17 protein-coding genes and 1 pseudogene are annotated in these 18,530 nt (G+C 74.6%); 12 read left to right on the top strand and 6 right to left on the bottom strand.

The window, feature by feature from the left end; translation table 11 throughout:
• Positions 1-80 precede the first annotated feature (80 nt).
• Complete coding sequence (locus tag ABCS02_RS20495; RefSeq protein WP_345837541.1) at positions 81-380, bottom strand: DUF2277 domain-containing protein; 300 nt, start codon at positions 378-380, stop codon at positions 81-83.
• Between ABCS02_RS20495 and ABCS02_RS20490 the strand changes: the two are divergent.
• A pseudogene (locus ABCS02_RS20490) lies at positions 367-864 on the top strand (thioredoxin domain-containing protein); the annotation flags it as partial. The gene ABCS02_RS20495 and the pseudogene ABCS02_RS20490 sit on opposite strands and share 14 nt — an antisense overlap.
• Before the next feature lie 860 nt (positions 865-1,724).
• Here ABCS02_RS20490 and ABCS02_RS20485 read toward each other — a convergent pair.
• Positions 1,725-2,168 carry a hypothetical protein gene (locus ABCS02_RS20485; protein WP_345837540.1) on the bottom strand — a complete coding sequence of 148 codons (444 nt, stop codon included), beginning with the start codon at positions 2,166-2,168 and terminating at the stop codon, positions 1,725-1,727.
• A gap of 115 nt (positions 2,169-2,283) precedes the next feature.
• Entirely contained in the window at positions 2,284-3,831 is a 1,548-nt protein-coding gene (locus ABCS02_RS20480; RefSeq protein ID WP_345837539.1) for a phospholipid carrier-dependent glycosyltransferase, read from the bottom strand.
• Between the two features lie 70 nt (positions 3,832-3,901).
• Here ABCS02_RS20480 and rsmI point away from each other — a divergent pair, with 70 nt between their 5' ends.
• The 3 genes from rsmI to ABCS02_RS20465 all read left to right on the top strand — a co-directional run bounded on the left by rsmI (position 3,902) and on the right by ABCS02_RS20465 (position 7,335).
• The gene (gene rsmI, locus ABCS02_RS20475) at positions 3,902-4,720 is read left to right on the top strand and encodes a 16S rRNA (cytidine(1402)-2'-O)-methyltransferase (RefSeq protein WP_345837538.1); all 819 of its coding nucleotides are present in this window, start codon (positions 3,902-3,904) and stop codon (positions 4,718-4,720) included.
• A gap of 49 nt (positions 4,721-4,769) precedes the next feature.
• Positions 4,770-6,350 (top strand): methionine--tRNA ligase, encoded by a 1,581-nt coding sequence (metG, locus tag ABCS02_RS20470; protein ID WP_345837537.1) that lies wholly within the window; start codon positions 4,770-4,772, stop codon positions 6,348-6,350.
• A gap of 115 nt (positions 6,351-6,465) precedes the next feature.
• The gene (locus ABCS02_RS20465; RefSeq protein WP_345837536.1) at positions 6,466-7,335 is read left to right on the top strand and encodes a TatD family hydrolase; all 870 of its coding nucleotides are present in this window, start codon (positions 6,466-6,468) and stop codon (positions 7,333-7,335) included.
• Positions 7,336-7,412: 77 nt separating this feature from the next.
• Here ABCS02_RS20465 and ABCS02_RS20460 read toward each other — a convergent pair whose 3' ends face one another.
• Genes ABCS02_RS20460 through ABCS02_RS20450 form a run of 3 tightly spaced genes read right to left on the bottom strand, consistent with a single transcriptional unit; the run spans position 7,413 to position 10,042 of the window.
• A complete protein-coding gene (locus ABCS02_RS20460) occupies positions 7,413-7,739 on the bottom strand; it encodes an SdpI family protein (RefSeq protein WP_345837535.1) in 327 nt (108 codons plus the stop codon).
• Positions 7,740-7,780: 41 nt separating this feature from the next.
• Positions 7,781-8,761 carry a LacI family DNA-binding transcriptional regulator gene (locus ABCS02_RS20455; RefSeq protein ID WP_345837534.1) on the bottom strand — a complete coding sequence of 327 codons (981 nt, stop codon included), beginning with the start codon at positions 8,759-8,761 and terminating at the stop codon, positions 7,781-7,783.
• A gap of 12 nt (positions 8,762-8,773) precedes the next feature.
• Complete coding sequence (locus ABCS02_RS20450; protein ID WP_345837533.1) at positions 8,774-10,042, bottom strand: glutamyl-tRNA reductase; 1,269 nt, start codon at positions 10,040-10,042, stop codon at positions 8,774-8,776.
• 47 nt (positions 10,043-10,089) lie between these two features.
• On the opposite strand from ABCS02_RS20450, the gene hemE reads away from it, so the two are divergent.
• From hemE to ABCS02_RS20410, 8 genes are read left to right on the top strand one after another with little or no spacing between them, the layout of a single operon-like run.
• Positions 10,090-11,205 carry a uroporphyrinogen decarboxylase gene (gene hemE / locus ABCS02_RS20445; RefSeq protein WP_345837532.1) on the top strand — a complete coding sequence of 372 codons (1,116 nt, stop codon included), beginning with the start codon at positions 10,090-10,092 and terminating at the stop codon, positions 11,203-11,205.
• Positions 11,193-12,587, top strand: a complete 1,395-nt coding sequence (locus ABCS02_RS20440) for an FAD-dependent oxidoreductase (RefSeq protein WP_345837531.1) — start codon at positions 11,193-11,195, stop codon at positions 12,585-12,587. The genes hemE and ABCS02_RS20440 overlap by 13 nt, the downstream gene beginning before the upstream one ends.
• Complete coding sequence (gene hemQ / locus ABCS02_RS20435) at positions 12,584-13,270, top strand: hydrogen peroxide-dependent heme synthase (protein WP_345837530.1); 687 nt, start codon at positions 12,584-12,586, stop codon at positions 13,268-13,270. The genes ABCS02_RS20440 and hemQ overlap by 4 nt, the downstream gene beginning before the upstream one ends.
• Positions 13,267-14,496 (top strand): ferrochelatase, encoded by a 1,230-nt coding sequence (locus ABCS02_RS20430; RefSeq protein WP_345837529.1) that lies wholly within the window; start codon positions 13,267-13,269, stop codon positions 14,494-14,496. Before hemQ ends, ABCS02_RS20430 begins: the two co-directional genes overlap by 4 nt.
• Positions 14,493-15,434 (top strand): hydroxymethylbilane synthase, encoded by a 942-nt coding sequence (gene hemC / locus ABCS02_RS20425; protein WP_345837528.1) that lies wholly within the window; start codon positions 14,493-14,495, stop codon positions 15,432-15,434. Before ABCS02_RS20430 ends, hemC begins: the two co-directional genes overlap by 4 nt.
• Positions 15,431-16,222, top strand: a complete 792-nt coding sequence (locus ABCS02_RS20420; RefSeq protein ID WP_345837527.1) for a uroporphyrinogen-III synthase — start codon at positions 15,431-15,433, stop codon at positions 16,220-16,222. The genes hemC and ABCS02_RS20420 overlap by 4 nt, the downstream gene beginning before the upstream one ends.
• The gene (gene hemB, locus ABCS02_RS20415; RefSeq protein ID WP_345837526.1) at positions 16,219-17,211 is read left to right on the top strand and encodes a porphobilinogen synthase; all 993 of its coding nucleotides are present in this window, start codon (positions 16,219-16,221) and stop codon (positions 17,209-17,211) included. The genes ABCS02_RS20420 and hemB overlap by 4 nt, the downstream gene beginning before the upstream one ends.
• A complete protein-coding gene (locus ABCS02_RS20410; RefSeq protein ID WP_345837525.1) occupies positions 17,208-18,527 on the top strand; it encodes a glutamate-1-semialdehyde 2,1-aminomutase in 1,320 nt (439 codons plus the stop codon). Before hemB ends, ABCS02_RS20410 begins: the two co-directional genes overlap by 4 nt.
• Positions 18,528-18,530: the final 3 nt, after the last annotated feature.

Raw genomic sequence — 18,530 nt, 5'->3', positions numbered from 1 at the left:
GACAACCCTCGGGCTGCTCCGGTGTCATTCGCGCATAGTCCACGCGATCGCGAAGCGTGCGCGGGTGACACCGGAGCGGTTCAAGAGGGGGCGGGGGCGGGGGTGCGGGGCGCGTAGCGGCCGGAGCGCTCGGCCCGCGCGCGGGCCTTCGCGGCCTCCTCCTCGCGGTTCTTCGCGGGGGCGACCGCCACGAGGTCCTGGAGGAGGTGGCCGGTGATGTGGGCGATCTCGGCGACCGCGTGGTCGAACGCCGCCTGGTTCGCCTTCGACGGCTTCGTCGTCCCCGCGATCTTGCGGACGTACTGGAGCGCCGCGGCGTGGATCTCCTCGTTCGTCGCGGCGGGCTCGAAGTTGTGGAGCGTGTGGATGTTCCGGCACATGCCTGCCACGGTACGCACCGTGCCCGTCCCGCGGAACCCGCGTAGCGTGGCAGGGATGAACCCCCGACTCGCGGAATCGGCCAGTCCGTACCTGCGGGCGCACGCGGACAACCCCGTCCCGTGGTACCCGTGGGGCGAGGAGGCGTTCGCGGAGGCCCGCCGGCGTGACGTGCCGGTGCTCGTGTCGATCGGCTACTCCACGTGCCACTGGTGCCACGTGATGGCGCGGGAGTCCTTCGAGGACCCGGCGACGGCGGCGCAGATCGACGCGGGCTTCGTCGCGATCAAGGTCGACCGGGAGGAGCATCCCGAGGTGGATGCCGCCTACATGTCGGCCGCGTCGGCGTTCACCCCGCACCTCGGCTGGCCGCTCACGGTCTTCGCCACGCCCGAGGGGCGCCCTTTCTTCGCCGGCACGTACTGGCCGGATCGGGCGCGGGCGGGGATTCCCGCGTTCCGCGACGTGCTGTCCGCGGTGACGCAGGCCTGGACCACGAATCGCGCCGGGGTGGAGCAGACCGGCGAGCAGGTGCACGAGGCGCTCGCGCGGGCCGCCGCATCCGCCGGCGACGGGGCGTTGCCGGACGCGGCAGCCCTCGCCGAGGCCGCGGCGCGGGTGGTGGCCGCCGAGGATCCGGAGTTCGGCGGGATCGGCGACGCACGCGCGCCGCGGGAGACCCCGAAGTTCCCGACCGTGCCGGCGCTGCGCTTCCTGCAGGCCTCGCCCGAGGTCCCCGGCGCGACCGCGTTCGTGACGCGGTCGCTCGCGGCGATGGCGGCATCCGAGCTGCACGATCCGGTCGAGGGTGGCTTCTTCCGTTACGCCACCCGCCGCGACTGGACCGTGCCGCACTACGAGCGGATGCTGACCGACAACGCGGGCCTCGTCGACGTCGCGCTCGACGCGGACGACCCCGCGCTGGTTCGCGACGTCGCCGGCTTCCTCCTCGACGTGCTGCAGCGCGAGGGCGGGGGCTTCGGCGCGGCGCAGGACTCGGAGTCGTGGATCGACGGCGCCCGCAGCGAGGGCGGCTACTACGCGCGGGATGCCGCGGCGCGCGCGGCCCTCGACCCCCCGGCCGTCGACGGCAAGGTCGTGACCGGCTGGAACGGGATGGCGATCGGCGCCCTGGCGCGTGCCGGCGCCCGCCTGGGGGATCCGGCGCTCGTGGACGCCGCGCGCTGGGCCGCGGACGCCGTGCTGGAGACGAACGTCGCGGCCTCCGGGCTCCTGCTGCGGGCCTCGCTCGACGAGATCCCGTCGCGCGCCGCGGGCGCGCTCGAGGACTACGGCCTGCTCGCGGACGGGCTGCTCGCCCTCGCGCTCGCCACCGGCGAGCCGGCCTACGCGGCCCGCGCGCGCGAGCTCGTCGACGCGTGCATCGCGGACGGCGGGGTGCCGGGCGGGGGCGACCCCGTCCTGGCCGAGCACGGGGTCGCCGGAGCTCCCGCGTCCGACACCGACCATCCCGGCGGCCCCGCGGCGCTCGCCGGGGCCGCGCTCGCCCTGTGGACGCTCGGCGCGGGCGACCGGTACCGCGGTGTGGCCGAGGTCGTCGTGGCGAGCGAGGCCCCGCGCGCCCTGGCCGAGCCGCTCGCCCACGGCGCGCTCCTCCGCGTCGCGGCCGGGCTGGTCGCGCCGCCGCGGCAGCTCGTCGTGGTCGCGGCATCCGCCGACGACCCGCTCGCGGTCGCCGCCCGCGCGCTCCGCGCGGACGTGTTCGCCGTCGTGTCACCGGACGCCGCCCGTGCCCTCGCCGCGGCCGGCTTCGCACTGTTCGAGGGCAAGGTCCCGGTCGAGGGCCGCGCGACCGCTACGACTGCCGCGACTTCGCCTGCCGGCTCCCGGCGACCGACCCCGCGGCTCTCGTCCCCTGACCCCGCCCGGCGCATCCGCGCCCGGCTAGATCCAGGTCGGGATCCAGTTGTGCAGGCGCCAGAAGTCGTACGGCACCGGCAGCGCGGTCCACACCGGGTACCAGAACGCCGACAGCACCGCGATCGCCACGAGCGCGACGATCACCACGCGTTGCCCCGTCCTTCGACGCTCCGGTGGCGCGCCGGGGGCTCCGGCGATCTCCCGCAGCGCGAACGTCAGCGCCAGCACCAGGAACGGCAGGATGACGATCGTATAGAACTGGAACATCGTCCGGTCGGGGTAGAACGGCCACGGCAGGTAGGTCGCGGCGATCCCCACGAGCACGAACGCGTACGCCGAGCTACGGGTCACGACGAACCGGTAGATGAGCCAGATCGCCGCCGCCACGCCGCCCCACCAGATAAGCGGGTTCGGGATGCTCGAGATGGCCTCGACCGTGCCGTCCGTCTGGTTCCAGTACATCGACGTCGGCCGGACGAGGAACGGCCACTGCCACGCCGGGCTCGCGTACGCGTGCGGCGTGGACAGCCCCGCGTGGAACGCGTACATCGCCTGGTGGTACTTCCACAGGCTCTGGAAGGGGAGCGGCACCCACGCCCACAGCCCGGTCGCCGGGTCGGCGTCGGCCGCGTGCCGCGAGTAGCCGCCGTCGGTCGTGAGCCAGCCGGTCCACGACGCGAGGTAGACCGCGAGCGCGATGGGGACGAGCAGCACGAAGGAGGCCAGGCCCTGGCGCAGCGCGTCCACCGGCCACAGCGTCACGCCCAGGCGCCGGCGGGCGAGCGCGTCGGACACGACGACGTAGATGCCGACGGCGACGATCACGATCACACCCGACCACTTCACCGCGGTCGCGGCGCCTACGGCCGCTCCGGCGGCGAGGAGCCACGGCCGGTTCCACAGCACGGGGCCCCAGCGCCGCCCGGCTGAGCGGGCGGCGAGCGCGGCCGCGAGCCTTCGGTCGCGCTGGTTCCGATCGAGCAGGACGAACCAGAACGTCAGCACGACGAAGAACGTCAGGAAGATGTCGAGGAGGGAGATCCGGCTCGTGACGATCGCGAGGCCGTCGATCGCCATCAGGAACGCGGCGATCGTCGCGAACACCGTGGAGCGGGTGAGCGTGCGGGCGAGGAAGTAGAGCACGAGGACCGTCGCCGTGCCGAACACGGCGGCCGAGATGCGCCATCCGAACGACGAGTCCGCGCCGAACAGCCACATGCCGGCGCCGATGATCCACTTGCCGAGCGGGGGGTGCACCACGAAGCTGCCGGACGACAGGAACGCGTTCACGTCGCCGGACTGGAAGCCCGGGTTGGGGTCGTCCGGCCAGTTGCCGGGGAACCCGAGGTTCCACTGGCTCCAGGCGTCCTTGACGTAGTAGGTCTCGTCGAACACGAGGGCGTGGGGGTCGCCGAGTCGCCACATCCGGAGGACCGCGGCGAGCAGGGTGACGATGATCGGCGCGAGGATGCCGAGCAGGCGCGTGCGGCGCGGATCCGCCCGCACGGCTGACATCCATGAGTCGTACCAGGACGCGCGCGTCACGGGCAGGAGAGGATCCGTCGTGGACACGGGCACCAGCCTAAGAGGCGCGGCCCTCTCCACACGGCAGCGCGAGCGCAGCGCCTCCTATGCTGAGGCGATGATCATCCTCGCGGCGACGCCGATCGGCAACCTGGGGGATGCCACGCGGCGGCTCGTGGAGGCGCTCGAGAACGCGACCGTCGTGGCCGCCGAGGACACCCGCACGACCCAGCGGCTGCTCGCCGGCCTCGGGATCGAGAACCGGCCCCGGCTGATCGCCCTGCACGACCACAACGAGAAGCAGCGCGCCGGGGAGCTCGTGGCCCTCGCCCGCGAAGAGGACGTGCTCGTCCTCAGCGATGCCGGCATGCCGACCATCAGCGATCCGGGCTACGGCCTGGTCGCCGCGGCCGTCGAGGCCGGCGTCACGGTCACGGCGCTGCCCGGTCCGTCGGCCGTGCTCACGGCGCTCGCCATCGCGGGCCTGCCGACCGACCGGTTCACGTTCGAGGGCTTCGTCCCGCGCAAGGAGGGCGAACGGGCGCAGGCGTTCGCGGCCCTCGCGGCCGAGCGGCGCACGATGGTGTTCTTCGAGTCCCCGCAGCGGATCGCCGCGACCCTCGACGACCTCGCGACCGCGTTCGGCGCGGACCGGCGCGCCGCGGTCTGCCGCGAGCTCACGAAGCTGCACGAGGAGGTGCTCCGCGGCACGCTCGCCGAGCTCGCCGACCGCGTGCGGGCGGGCGTGCGCGGGGAGATCGTGCTCGTCGTGGCGGGCAGCTCGGCCCGCGGCATCCCGTTCCCGGATGCCGTGACGCACGTGCTGGAGCTCGTCCGCGACGGTGCGCGGCTCAAGGCGGCGGCCGCCGAGGTATCCGCGGAGACCGGGCACTCCTCGCGCGAGCTGTACCAGGCCGCGCTCGCCGTCCGCGGCTGACGGCCTGACCGGCCGAAACAGCGCCGGCCGGCGCAACTAGAATCTCCTGGTGACTTCCGGCCGTTCCTCCTTCTACATCACGACGCCGATCTACTACCCGAGCGACGTCCCGCACATCGGGCACGGGTACACGACGGTCGCGGTCGACACGCTCGCGCGCTGGCACCGCCAGTCCGGCGACGACACGTGGATGCTGACGGGCACCGACGAGCACGGCCAGAAGATGCTGCGCGCCGCCGCCGCGAACGGTGCGACCCCGCAGGAGTGGGTCGACAAGCTCGTGTCGGAGTCGTGGTTCCCGCTGCTCCGGACGCTCGACGTCGCCAACGACGACTTCATCCGCACGACGCAGGAGCGGCACGAGGAGCGGGTCAAGACCTTCGTGCAGGCGATCTACGACAACGGCTACATCTACGCCGGCGAGTTCGAGGCGCTCTACTGCGTCGGCTGCGAGGAGTTCAAGACCGACACCGAGATCGTCGACGGCACGGGGGCGTTCGAGGGGCTCAAGGTCTGCGCCATCCACTCCAAGCCGCTCGAGCTGCTGCAGGAGAAGAACTACTTCTTCAAGCTCAGCGAGTTCCAGGACCGGCTGCTCGAGCTGTACCGCGACGTGCCCGACTTCGTGCGGCCCGAGTCGGCGCGCAACGAGGTCGTCTCCTTCGTGAGCTCCGGGTTGAAGGACCTCTCGATCTCGCGCTCCACGTTCGACTGGGGAATCGACGTGCCGTGGGACGACGCGCACGTCATCTACGTGTGGGTGGACGCGCTGCTGAACTATGCGACCGCGGTGGGCTACGGCGCGGACGACGCCGAGTTCGGGCGCCGCTGGCCCGCGTACCACGTCGTCGGCAAGGACATCCTGCGGTTCCACGCGGTCATCTGGCCGGCGATGCTCATGGCGGCGGGCGTCGAGGTGCCCCGCGGCGTGTTCGCGCACGGCTGGCTGCTCGTGGGCGGCGAGAAGATGTCGAAGTCGAAGCTCACCGGCATCGCGCCGACCGAGATCACCGACGTGTTCGGCTCCGACGCGTACCGCTTCTACTTCCTCTCCGCGATCGCGTTCGGCCAGGACGGCTCGTTCTCGTGGGAGGACCTCTCGGCCCGCTACCAGGCCGAGCTCGCGAACGGCTTCGGCAACCTCGCGTCGCGCACGGTCGCGATGATCGAGCGCTACTTCGAGGGGATCGTGCCGCCTCCCGCGGAGTACACGGACGCCGACCTGCGGGTGCAGGAGGTCGTCGCCCGCGCGGCGACCGAGGCGGATGCCGCGATCGAGCGGTTCCGCATCGACGAGGCCATCGGCGCGATCTGGACGATCGTCGACGAGCTGAACGGCTACATCACGGACAACGAGCCGTGGGCGCTCGCGAAGGACGACGCGCAGCGCGCGCGACTCGGCACCGTGCTCTACACCGCGGCCGAGGGCCTGCGGGCGCTCGCGCTCCTGCTGTCGCCGGTGATGCCGGTCGCGACCGAGCGCCTGTGGATCGCGCTCGGTGCCGCCGAGACGCTCGGCCGGCTGCACGACCAGCCGTTGCGCGAGGCCGGCGCCTGGGGCGCGCTCCGCCCCGGCACGTCCGTGAACGGCCTGGCCCCCCTCTTCCCGCGCATCGAGCAGCCCGCCTGATGCCTGCCCCGTCCCCCTCGGCCCGGTCCGCCACCCCGGCCCGGTCCGCCACCCCGCTGAGAACGCGCGTATGTCATGAATACGGGCTGATTTCGGGACACAAGGGCGTTCTCGCGTGAGGGGGGGCGGGTATCCGGAGGCGCCGGAGGCGCTGCGCGTCCCCGTCTACGACAACCACACGCACCTCGACCCCTACGTCGGGACGGGGAGCGAGGATGCCGAGGACGGCGCCGAGCCGGCGCTGACCCCGGAGGAGCAGCTCGACCGCGCGAACGCCGTGGGCGTCGCGGGCATCGTGCAGGTGGGGACGGACGTCGCGTCGAGCCGCTGGTCCGCCGCGCTCGCGGCATCCGATCCGCGGGTCCTCGCGGCCGTCGCCATCCACCCGAACGAGGCCCCGCGGCTCGACGCGGTGGGCGCACTGGGCGAGGCGCTCGACGCAATCGACGAGCTGGCCGCGCAGCCGCGCGTGCGGGCGATCGGCGAGACCGGGCTCGACTTCTTCCGTACCGAGCCGGCCGGCATCCCGGCGCAGCGGCGCTCGTTCGAGGAGCACATCCGGATCGCGAAGAAGCACGATCTCGCGCTGCAGATCCACGACCGCGACGCGCACGGCACCGTGCTCTCGACGCTCGAGGCGGCCGGGGCCCCCGACCGGACCGTGTTCCACTGCTTTTCGGGGGACGCCGAGATGGCGCGGGTCGCCGCCGACCGCGGCTACTACCTCTCGTTCGCGGGCACCGTGACCTTCAAGAGCGCGCAGAACCTCCGCGACGCGCTCGCCGTGACCCCGCGCGACCGCATCCTCGTGGAGACGGACGCCCCGTTCCTCACGCCCGTGCCGCACCGCGGCCGGCTGAACGCGCCCTACCTCGTGCCGCTGACCATGCGCTTCCTGGCGCGGGAGCTGGGCGCCGACCTCGATGAACTGTGCGCCCAGGTCGCGGCGAACACCGAGGCCGTCTACGGCTCGTTCGCGGGCTGAGCACAACTCCTGCAATCCGCGCCCGGGTCCGGGCCGCAGCCGGCGTGTCGCCCGGCTGCCGCGCCGCGGTGCAGGAGCTATGCGGCGCGGGCGGCCCGGAGGGCGGCGAGGATCCCCCACGCGAAGCCCGCGATCGCGACGAGCATCGTGAGGATCGAGCCCCAGAGCGCGAGCGCGGGAACGGCGTAGCTGAGGACCAGCAGGACCACGGCGAGGACCGCGAGCACGGTCGACGGCAGGATCGCGGCCCGGTGGCCCGCCGTCCACGCGGCGTCGGACGCCTGGAGCGCGGGGAAGCGGATCCCCACGAGGTGGTTGCGGCGCAGGACGCCGCCGGCGCAGAGCGCCGAGACGATCGGGAGGAGGACGGCGAGGACGGTCAGCACGGTGGCCGGGATGATCACGCCCACACGCTACAGCGCCCCGCTCACGCACGAAGTGCCTGTCAGAGGCGGGTGGTGGATCCGGACTGGAGCTCCCAGGGGAGCGACACCACGGCGTGCGCGGGGTAGGCCGCGAGCAGCGCGGCGAGGGGCTCGATCATGAGCGCCGGGGCCTGCTCGGGGTGCACGCACGTGCGGGTCACGCCCAGCCGCTCGTTGAGGCCGCAGTCGTGCACGCACAGCGCCACGAGCTGCAGGTCGCGCGGGATGACGAGGTCCGTGCGCTCCAGCTGCAGGTACACCTCGGGGCCCTGCTCGAGGTACGAGTAGATCGCGTCGACCCCGGCCGACGCGAGCGCGCGCAGCGCGTCGGCCAGATCGTCGCGGTCGCCGCCGGCGCGCACCACGACGGGCTGTCGTCCGGTCGCGGCGCACCACCGGCGGTACACGTCCTCGCCGACCTCGTCGCTCGGCCGGCCGCGGTGCTTCGTGAGCAGCCCCACCCGCGCGGCGCCGGCGCGGGCCAGCAGCTCCAGCCCTGCCCGAGCCGCGTCCTCGTACCCCGTGCGGATCTCGACACCGGCCGCTTCGGGAAGCGCGAGGTCGTTCGCGACGACCGGGATGCCGAGCCGTAGCGCCTCTCCCAGCACGGGGTCCGAGGCTCGCGGATCCGCGGCATAGACCGCGTCGAGCCGGGTCGAGCGGACGAGGTCTGCCCGGTCGGCCGGGATCACCGTCACCGTGAAGCCCCACTCGGCCGAGGCCCGCACGAGCGCCGTGAGCTGGCGCGCGTAGCCGATGGCCCAGCGATCCTCCGCATCGTGCTCGTGCCGGTCGGGCACGACGTAGCCGATCGACATCGTCCGCCCGCGGCGCAGGGCCGCGGCGTGCGCGTGCGGGATGTAGCCGAGCTCGGCGGCGATCTCCTTGATCCGGGCACGGGTGTCCGCGCGGAGACTGCCGCGGTCGTTGAGGGCCTGGCTGGCGGCGGCCGTGGACACGCCTGCACGCAGGGCGACGTCCTTCAGGGTGACCTCGCCCACGCCCATCCGCCGTTACTCGGGACGGTTGCCGGTCGTGGATTCGTCGCCGAGGTCGAACACGATCCGCGCGGCCAGGGCCCACGTGTCGCCGTCGCCCGCGGCCGCGAGCCGGTGGGCCTGGCCGATCAGCCGGTGCAGCAGCACACCCCCGAGGTGGCGGGCGGCGCGCTCGCCGTCGGTGTCGCCGCGGCCCTGGGCCCGCGCGACCTCCTCGTCGACCACGACCTGCAGCGCGTCGCGCATGGCGGTGACGGTGGGGGAGACCTCGCGCACACGCCGGTCCGTCGCGTGACGCTGCGCGGCGGATGCCACGATCTGGCGCGCTTCGTCGACCTCGGCGAACTCGTCGAGCGCCGCGTGCGCGCGGATCGTCTCGAGGTCGAGCAGCTCGACACCGGGGAGCTCGGCGACCGCGGGGTCGACGTTGCGCGGCATCCCGAGGTCGATCACGAGGCGGTATCCGTTCGCGACGTCGCGGGACAGGAGCTCCGCCGACACGGGGTACGCGCCGCTCGTCGTCGTGCAGGTGACGACGACGTCGGCGCGGGCGAGCTCGGCGGCGAAGCCGGACGCCTCCACCCAGCCGAGCTCGTGCTGCGTCGCGAAGCGCTCGCCGCGGCCCTCGTCGCTGACCGAATGCACGACGATGTCCTCGGCGCCGCGGGCGCGGAGGGCGGCGACGGATGCCGCCGCGAAGCGGCCGGTGCCGACGAGCACCACGCGCGCCGTGCTCCAGTCCGCGATGCGCGAGGAGGCGAGCTCGAGCGCGAGGCGCACGAGCGAGCGCCCGGCCTCGCCGACGCGGGCCGCGTTGCGGACCGCGCGAGAGGCCTCGCTCGCGCGCTGGAACAGGCTCTCGAGCCCCGGGGTGGTGAGGCCGTCGGCGCGGGAGCGCTCGTACGCGCGCCGCACCTGGCCGGCGATCTCGTCCTCGCCGACGGCGACCGATTCGAGGCCCGAGGCGACGGAGAACAGGTGGTGCGCGACGCCGTTTCCGGCGCGGAAGTCGACGGAGGTCCGCAGGTCCCGGTAGGGCAGCGCGGAGGCGGCGGCCAGCTCCTCCATGACGGAGTCCATCGCGGGGAGCACGGGCGCGTAGGGGCCGGCCTCGTCCAGCTCGAAGTACGCCTCGAAGCGGTTGCACGTGGAGAGCACGACGGCGCCGCGGATCGAGTCGTGGGCCGCGAGCAGGCGCGCGCCGACGGCGTCACCGACGGCGGACAGGCGCTCGAGAGCGTCGAACGACGTCGTACGGTGGCTGGCGGAGAGGGAGACGAGCACGAGTGGAGAGACCTCCTGGACGCTCGCTAGTATATCGATTAACTTCCATGCTCCTCCCTGCATCCCATCCCCTCACCGCGCACGCGACGGCTGATTCGCGCCTCGTCCGGGCGCTCCGGGGCGACCGTCCCGACGTGACGCCGGTGTGGTTCATGCGGCAGGCCGGGCGCTCGCTCCCCGAGTACCGCGAGGTCCGCGGGGACGGCGCGATGCTGGATGCCTGCCTCGATCCCGCGATCGCGAGCGAGGTCACGCTGCAGCCCGTGCGCCGCCACGGCGTGGACGCGGCCATCTTCTTCAGCGACATCGTCGTGCCGCTCGCGCTCGCGGGCGTCCGGGTCGAGATCGCGCCCGGGCGGGGTCCTGTCTTCGCCGATCCGGTGCGGACCGGCGCGGCGATCGCGGAGCTGACGCGCATCGATCCCGCCGTCGTGGCCGAGCGCGCCGAGCCCGTGGCCGAGGCCGTGCGCCGGACCGTCGCGCTGCTCGCGGACGAGTCCGAGCGCCGCGGCGAGCCCCTCCCGCTCATCGGGTTCGGCGGGGCGCCGTTCACGCTCGCCGCGTACCTCGTGGAGGGCGGCCCGTCGAAGGACCACCTCGCCGCCCGGCGGCTCCTGCACGAGGATCCCGCGGGCTGGGACGCGCTCCTCGCATGGCTCGCGGCCGTGACCGGCGCGTTCCTCGCGGTGCAGGTCGAGCACGGCGCGAGCGCCGCGCAGCTGTTCGACTCGTGGGCGGGCGCCCTGGCGCCGGACGACTACCGCGCGAGCGTGCTGCCCGCCTCGCGCGCCGCGCTCGATCCGGTGCGCGCGCTCCAGACGGCCGACGAGCAGCGCATCCCGCTCGTCCACTTCGGCGTCGGAACGGGGGAGATCCTCCACGACCTGGCCGCGGCCGGCGTCGATGCGGTCGGCGTGGACTACCGCGTCCCGCTGTGGGAGGCATCCCGGCGGGTCGGATCCCACCTGACGTTGCAGGGCAACCTCGACCCCGCGCTCCTGTTCGCGCCCGCACCCGTGCGGGAGGCCGCGGTCGCGCGGATCCTCCGCGACGGCACGACGGCCCGTGCGCACGTCTTCAACCTCGGGCACGGTGTGCCGGCCGAGGCGTCGCCCGACGTGCTGGGCGCGATCGTCGACCAGGTGCACGCGTGGCGGCCGTGACGAGCCTCCCGTCTCGGAGCGCGGCCGGCAGCATCGTCGATGACCCGGCCGGCACCGAGGTCGACGTGTGCGTGATCGGCGCGGGCGTCGCGGGACTCGTCGTCGCCGCCGAGGCCGCGCGCGCGGGCCTCCGGGTGACGGTGCTCGAGCGCGAGAGCGCAACGGGCGGCATCCTGCGGCCCCTGACGATCGAGGGCATCGAGGTCGACGCGGGTGCCGAGTCGTTCGCGCTGCGGACGGATGCCGTCGCCCGGCTCGCCGCAGACCTCGACCTGCCGCTCGAGCTGGTCGCCCCCGAGCCCGGCGGCGCGCACCTCGTCTTCTGCGGCTCCGACGGGGCGACGCACCGCGCGCCCCTGCCGGTCCGCACGATCCTGGGGATGCCGGCCGATCCGCTCGCCGCCGACGTCCGCGCCATCGTCGGCGACGAGGGCGCCCGCCGTGCCGCCCTCGAGCGGACTCTCCCGGCGGAGGACGGGCCGGAGCCGTCGCTTGACGCGCTTGCGCGCGAGCGTTACGGCGATGCGGTTGCGGATCTCCTCGTCGGAGCCGTCTGCCGCAGCGTCTACTCGCGGCCGGCCGCCGAGGTGCGGCTCTCCTCCGTGCACCCCGGGATGTGGCGGGCCTACCGCGAGCTCGGCTCCCTGACCGCGGCCGCCGCGTCCCTCGCACCGGAGGCGCGGCCCGGCAGCGCGGTGGGCGGTATCCGCGGCGGCGTGTGGCGTCTCGCCGCGGCGCTCCGGGCGGATGCCGAGGCCCACGGCGCGACCTTCGCGACCTCGGCCGACGTGACGGCGCTCGCCGACGTGCGCGCGCGCCACGTCGTCGTCGCCACGGGAGCCGCGGCCGCGCGTGACCTGCTCGGACTCGCGCCGACCGCGGCGACGGAGGTCGCGCTCTGCGTCGTGGGCCTGCGATCCGCGGCGTGGGACGCCCGCCCGCTCGGCTCCGGAGCGATCGTCGCGCCCGGGGTCCCCGCCCGCGCGAAGGCGCTCACGCACGTCGACGCGAAGTGGGGTTGGGTGCGCCGCGAGCTAGCCTCCGCCGCCCACGTCGTGCGGCTCTCCTCGGCGACGGCGGATGACGCGTGGATGACGGATCCCGCGCTCGTCGCGCGCGAGCTCGAGCTGCTGTCCGGCATCCCGCTCGGCCCCGACGAGCTGACGGACGTACACGTGGTCCGCTGGCGGGACGCGCTCGCGCCCGACGCGGACGAGCGCGCGCTCCTCGCCGCCCGCGCCCAGGAGCGGGGCGTTGCGATCGTCGGCACCGCCGTCGCCGGCACCGGCCTGGCATCCGTCATCCCCCACGCCCGCGCTGTGGCTGCGACTCTCGCCGCCCGCCTCACCCCCGTATCGACTCGAAAGGAAGCGGCCCGATGACCGAACCGGAGACCTTCGACCTGCACGGCTACACGATCTTCAGCATCCTCGGCGCGGCCGGGCCCGGTGCTCGCGTGGTCCCGGCCGACGCGGCGGACGAGCTGGATGCCGCGATCGCGCGCGTCGGCGAGGCCGGCGTCACCGTCCGCGGGCTGTACGACGTGACGGGCATGCGCGGCGAGGCCGAGGTCATGCTGTGGCTGCACGGGGAGGACCCTGCGGCGGTGCAGGCCGCTCTGCGGGAGCTGCGGCGCACGGCGCTGCTGCGCCCGCTCGTCTCGATCTGGAGCGCGATGGGCGTCCACCGCGAGGCCGAGTTCAACAAGCGCCACATCCCCGGTTACCTCCGCGGCGAGCGTCCGCGCGCGTGGCTGTGCGTGTACCCGTTCGTGCGCAGCTACGAGTGGTACCTGCTCGAGGAGAGCGAGCGCTCGGCGATGCTCGCGGAGCACGGGCGCAAGGGCGCGGCCTTCACGGACGTCGTCGCCAACACGGTGTCGACGTTCGCCCTCAGCGACTACGAGTGGCTCCTGCCGCTGGAGAGCGACGAGCTCCTCAGCCTCGTCGACCTCATGCGGGCCCTTCGCGCCACCGACGCGCGCCGCCACGTGCGCGAGGAGGTGCCCTTCTTCACGGGCCGTCGCGTCGAGGCGGCAGAGCTCGCGGAGGTGCTCACGCGATGAGCCCCGCGACGGACGCCTCGCCCGCGTTCCGGCCGAAGCCGGAGCGCGCGACGGGCGTCTACCGCGCGCCGGGTGCGGTCGTGCCGGGGGCCACGTCCGCGGTCGCGGACGGGCGTCCGTACGCGACGGATCCGGCCGGCTACGACGCGGTCCTCCTCCTCGGCTTCGGGGGTCCGGAGGGGCAGGACGACGTGATCCCGTTCCTGCGGAACGTGACGCGCGGCCGCGGCATCCCGGAGGAGCGCCTCGAGGAGGTCGCGCACCACTACCGTCACTTCGGCGGCGTCTCACCCATCAACGCGCAGAACGCCGCCCTCCGGGAGGCCGTCGAGCGGGAGCTCGCCGGGCGCGGGATGCCGCTGCCGGTCGCCCTCGGGAACCGGAACTGGGCGCCGTACGTGTCCGACGCCGTCCGCGACCTCGCCGATGCCGGGCACCGCCGCATCCTCGCGATCGCGACGAGCGCGTACAGCTCGTACTCCTCGTGCCGGCAGTACCGCGAGGATCTCGCGGACGCGCTGGAGGAGACCGGGCTCGGACCCGTGCTGCAGATCGACAAGGTGCGGCCGTTCTTCGACCACCCCGGCTTCGTGGCGCCGCTCGAGGCGGGTCTCGCCGGGGCGCTCGCGCAGCTGCGCGAGAGCGGCCTCGACCCCGCGGCGGAGGTCGAGGTGCTCTTCTCGACGCACTCGATCCCGGATGCCGATGCCGCGCTGTCGGGACCGTCCGAGCTCGAGCTCGGCCCGGGCGGCGCGTACGTCGCGCAGCACCGCGCGGTCGCCGAGGCGATCATGCGGCGGCTCGGGGACCCGGCCCCGTGGCAGCTCGTGTTCCAGAGCCGGTCCGGCCCGCCGTCCGTGCCGTGGCTCGCGCCCGACGTGAACGACGCGATCGCCGAGCTGCCCGCCCGCGGGCGGAAGGCCGTCGTCATTGTCCCGCTCGGGTTCGTGAGCGACCACATGGAGGTCCTCTGGGACCTCGACGGGGAGGCGACCGAGACCGCGGAGAAGCTCGGGCTCGTCGCGATCCGCACGGCGACGCCGGGCGTCGACCCGGCATACGTCGCGGGCCTCGCCGACCTCGTGGCGGAGCGGATCGAGGGGCGACCGGTCGCGGACCGCGCGCACCTGACCGAGCTCGGTCCCTGGTACGACGTCTGCCGGCCCGGATGCTGCGCCAACGCCCGGCTCGGCACGGGGCCCGCCCTCGCGGGGATCGAGCCGTGACCCGCGCGCTGCGCCTCGGGACGCGTGCGAGCCTCCTCGCGACGACGCAGTCCCAGCTCGTCGCCGACGCCGTCTCCCGGGCGACCGGCGCCGAGGTCGAGCTCGTGCGGATCACGACCCATGGCGACGTCGCGACCGGGTCGCTGGCCTCCCTCGGCGGGACCGGCGTCTTCGCGACGGCGCTGCGCGAGGCGCTGCTGGCGGGCGAGTGCGATTTCGTCGTGCACTCGCTCAAGGACCTGCCCACGGCGCCCGCGCCGGGGCTCGTGATCGGGGCGATCCCGACGCGCGCGCCCGCGAACGATGTGCTGTGCGCGGCCGTCCCGCTCGCGGAGCTGCCCGCCGGCGCCCGCGTGGGCACCGGCTCCCCGCGGCGCGCGGCGCAGGTGCGCCGCGCCCGGCCGGACGCCGAGGTCATCGACATCCGGGGCAACATCGACACGCGCCTGCGCAAGGTCGCGGAGGGCGAGTACGACGCGATCCTGCTGGCCGCCGCCGGGCTGACACGGATCGGACGCCTCGCCGAGGCCCGCGAGACGTTCGCGCTCGACACCTGGCCGACCTCGGCCGGACAGGGCGCGCTCGCCATCGAGGTGCGCGAGGGCGACCTCGACGCGGCGCTCGGGGACGGGCTGCGGCTCATCGCCGACGCGGACGCCACGGCGACGGCCCTGCTCGAGCGCGACGTGCTCGCCGAGCTCGAGGCCGGCTGCGCTGCCCCGGTCGGCATCAGCGCGCACGCCGACGCCGACGAGGTCGTGGTCATCGCGGAGGTCTATCGCGCGGACGGGCGGCGGAGCGTGCGCGGCGAGCGCCGCGTCCCCGCCGCCGAGGCCGCGGACGACGGGCCCCGTCGCGCCCACGCCGCCGCCCTCGTGCGCGAGCTCCTCGCCGCCGGCGCGGGCGACCTGGCCGACCTCGCCGGAGGCCGCGCGTGACCCTCGCCGGCCGTCGCGTGCTCATCCCGCGGGGCGGTGCCTGGGGCGAGCGCGTGCGCGCGGCCCTCGCGGCGCGCGGCGCCGAGGGCGTCGTCGCGCCTCTCATCGTGTCGGGCGCCCCGATCGACGTCGCCGCGCGCGACCGGGCGTTCCGCGCGATCGCCGACGCCGCGTACACCTGGCTCTTCGTCACGAGCGCCGCAAGCATCGACCAGCTCGCGGCGGAGGGCGTCGTCGTGCCGCCCGGGACACGGGTCGCCGTGGTCGGGGCTGCCACGGCCCGCGCGGCGAAGGATGCCGGCATCCCGGTCGCGTTCGAGCCGGCCGGGGCCTCGTCGGGCGCGGCGCTGGCCGCGCAGTGGTGCGCCGCGCACAGCCCGGACGGGCGCGTGCTCGTGCTGCGCTCGGACCTCGCGACCGCCACGGTCAGCGACGAGCTCGAGGCACGCGGCCACGCGGTCGACGTGTGCGTCGCGTACCGCACCGTGGGCGTGGACCTGGCCCCGGACGTGGACGAGAGCCTCCGTACGGGCGGCTTCGACGCGGTGCTCCTGACCTCGCTGAGCGTCGGCCGCGAGCTGCGCCGCCAGGTCGGCGCGCTGCCCGAGCGCACGGTCATCGCCTCGATCGGCCCCGGCACGACCCACGACGCCGGAGCCCTCGGCATCCGCGTCGACGTGACCGCCGCCGCCCAGTCGGTGGAGGCCATCCTGGACGCCCTCGACGCCCACTTCTCCCTCGACCCCGCCCTCTCCCGCGGCCCTGGCGAAAGAAACGAGACAGCATGACCGGCTTCCCGGCCCGCAGGCCCCGGCGCCTGCGCTCGAGCCCCGCGGTGCGCCGCCTCGTGGCGGAGCACGCGCTGATCCCCGCGCACCTCGTGCTGCCGGTGTTCGTCCGCGAGGGCGCCGAGCCGCAGCCGATCGCGAGCATGCCCGGCGTCGCCCAGCAGACGCTCGAGTCGCTGCCCGCCGTCGTCGACGAGGCGGCCCGCGCCGGACTCGGCGGCGTCATGCTCTTCGGGGTCCCCGACCACCGCGACGCGGAGGGATCCGGCGCGTGCGATCCGGACGGCATCCTCAACCGCGCGATCCGCGTCGCCGCGGATGCCGCGGCCGGCCGCCTCACGGTCCAGGCCGACCTGTGCCTCGACGAGTTCACCGACCACGGCCACTGCGGCGTGCTCGCCGCCGACGGCACGGTCGACAACGACGCGACGCTCGCGATCTATCGGCGCATGGCTGTCGCGCAGGCCGAGGCCGGTGCGGACCTGCTCGGGCTGTCCGGGATGATGGACGGCCAGGTCGCCGCCGTCCGAAGCGCGCTCGACGAGGCCGGACACGCGGACGTCCTCCTCCTCGCGTACTCCGCGAAGTACGCCTCCGCGTTCTACGGGCCGTTCCGGGATGCCGTGGCCTCGACACTCACCGGCGACCGCCGCACGTACCAGCTCGACCCCGCGAACGGTCGTGAGGGGCAGTTCGAGGCGGTGCTCGACGAGGACGAGGGCGCGGACATCGTCATGGTCAAGCCCGCTGGCCCGTACCTCGACGTGCTGACGCGCGTCGCCGAGCGCTCCGCCGTGCCGGTGTGGGCGTACCAGGTGTCGGGGGAGTACACGATGATCGAGACGGCCGCCGCGCACGGCTTCATCGACCGCGAGCGGGCGATCGGCGAGACGCTGATCGGCATCCGCCGGGCAGGCGCCGACGCGATCCTGACCTACTGGGCGATCGAGGTCGCCGGATGGCTGCGCGACGGACGGACGCTCGGATGACCGGCGCGCAGTCCTCCAACGAAGACCTCTTCGCCCGCGCCCGCGCCGTGCTGCCGGGAGGCGTGAACTCCCCGGTGCGCGCGTTCGGGCCCGTGGGCGGCACGCCTCCGGCGCTCGTGTCCGCCAGCGGAGCGTACGTGACGGATGCCGAGGGTCGCCGGTACGTCGACCTCGTGGCGAGCTGGGGTCCCGCGCTCCTCGGGCATGCGCATCCGCTCGTCGTCGCGGCCGTCCGCGAGGCCGCCGGCCGCGGTCTGTCGTTCGGTGCGACCACGCCCGGCGAGACCGAGCTGGCCGAGGAGCTCCGCGCGCGCGTGCCGCTCGCGGAGCGCGTGCGGCTCGTATCGACGGGCACCGAGGCGACGATGACGGCGATCCGCCTCGCGCGGGGAGCCACCGGCCGCGACCTCGTCGTGAAGTTCACCGGGCACTACCACGGGCACTCCGACGGCCTGCTGGCGCAGGCCGGCTCCGGGCTCGCGACGCTCGCGCTCCCGGCATCCGCGGGCGTCCCCGCTCCGATCGCGGCGCAGACGCTCGTCGTGCCCTACAACGACCCGGCCGCGCTCGCGGCGGTGTTCGACGCCCACCCGGGCCGGATCGCCGCCGTCATCGCCGAGGCCGCCGCCGCCAACATGGGCGTCGTCGCGCCGGCTCCCGGCTTCGCCGCGTTCCTCGAGCGGACCGCACACGCCGCCGGCGCGCTCGTCATCAGCGACGAGGTGCTGACCGGATTCCGCGTCGGCCCCGCCGGATACTGGGGCCTGCAGGAAGCCGCGGGGGAGACCCTGCGGCCCGACCTCCTCACGTTCGGCAAGGTCATCGGCGGCGGGCTCCCGGTCGCCGCGATCGGCGGGCGCGCCGAGCTCATGGACCTCCTCGCCCCGACCGGCCCGGTCTACCAGGCCGGGACCCTGTCCGGGAACCCGGTCGCGGTCGCCGCGGGGCTCGCGACCCTGCGTCTCGCCGACGCGGACGTGTACGCCCGCGTGGACGCGGCATCCGCTGTCCTCCAGTCGGCGGTGGGCGCCGCGCTGTCGGCGGCCGGTGTCCCGCACGTCGTGCAGACCGCGGGGAACCTCTTCAGCGTGTTCTTCGGCGAGCGGGTGGTCGGGGGAGTCCCGGACTACGAGACGGCGTCGCTGCAGGACACGGCCGCGTACGCGCGGTTCTTCCACTCGATGCAGGACCAGGGCGTGCTCCTGCCGCCGTCCGCCTTCGAGGCCTGGTTCCTGACCGCGGCCCACGACGCGGACGCCCTGGACCGGATCGCCGCCGCCCTCCCCGCCGCGGCCCGCGCCGCCGCCTCGGCCTGATGC

The sequence above is a fragment of the Microbacterium sp. X-17 genome (assembly GCF_039615055.1).
Note: the sequence above shows the minus strand (reverse complement) of the source record. Positions and strands in the feature narration are given on the sequence as shown.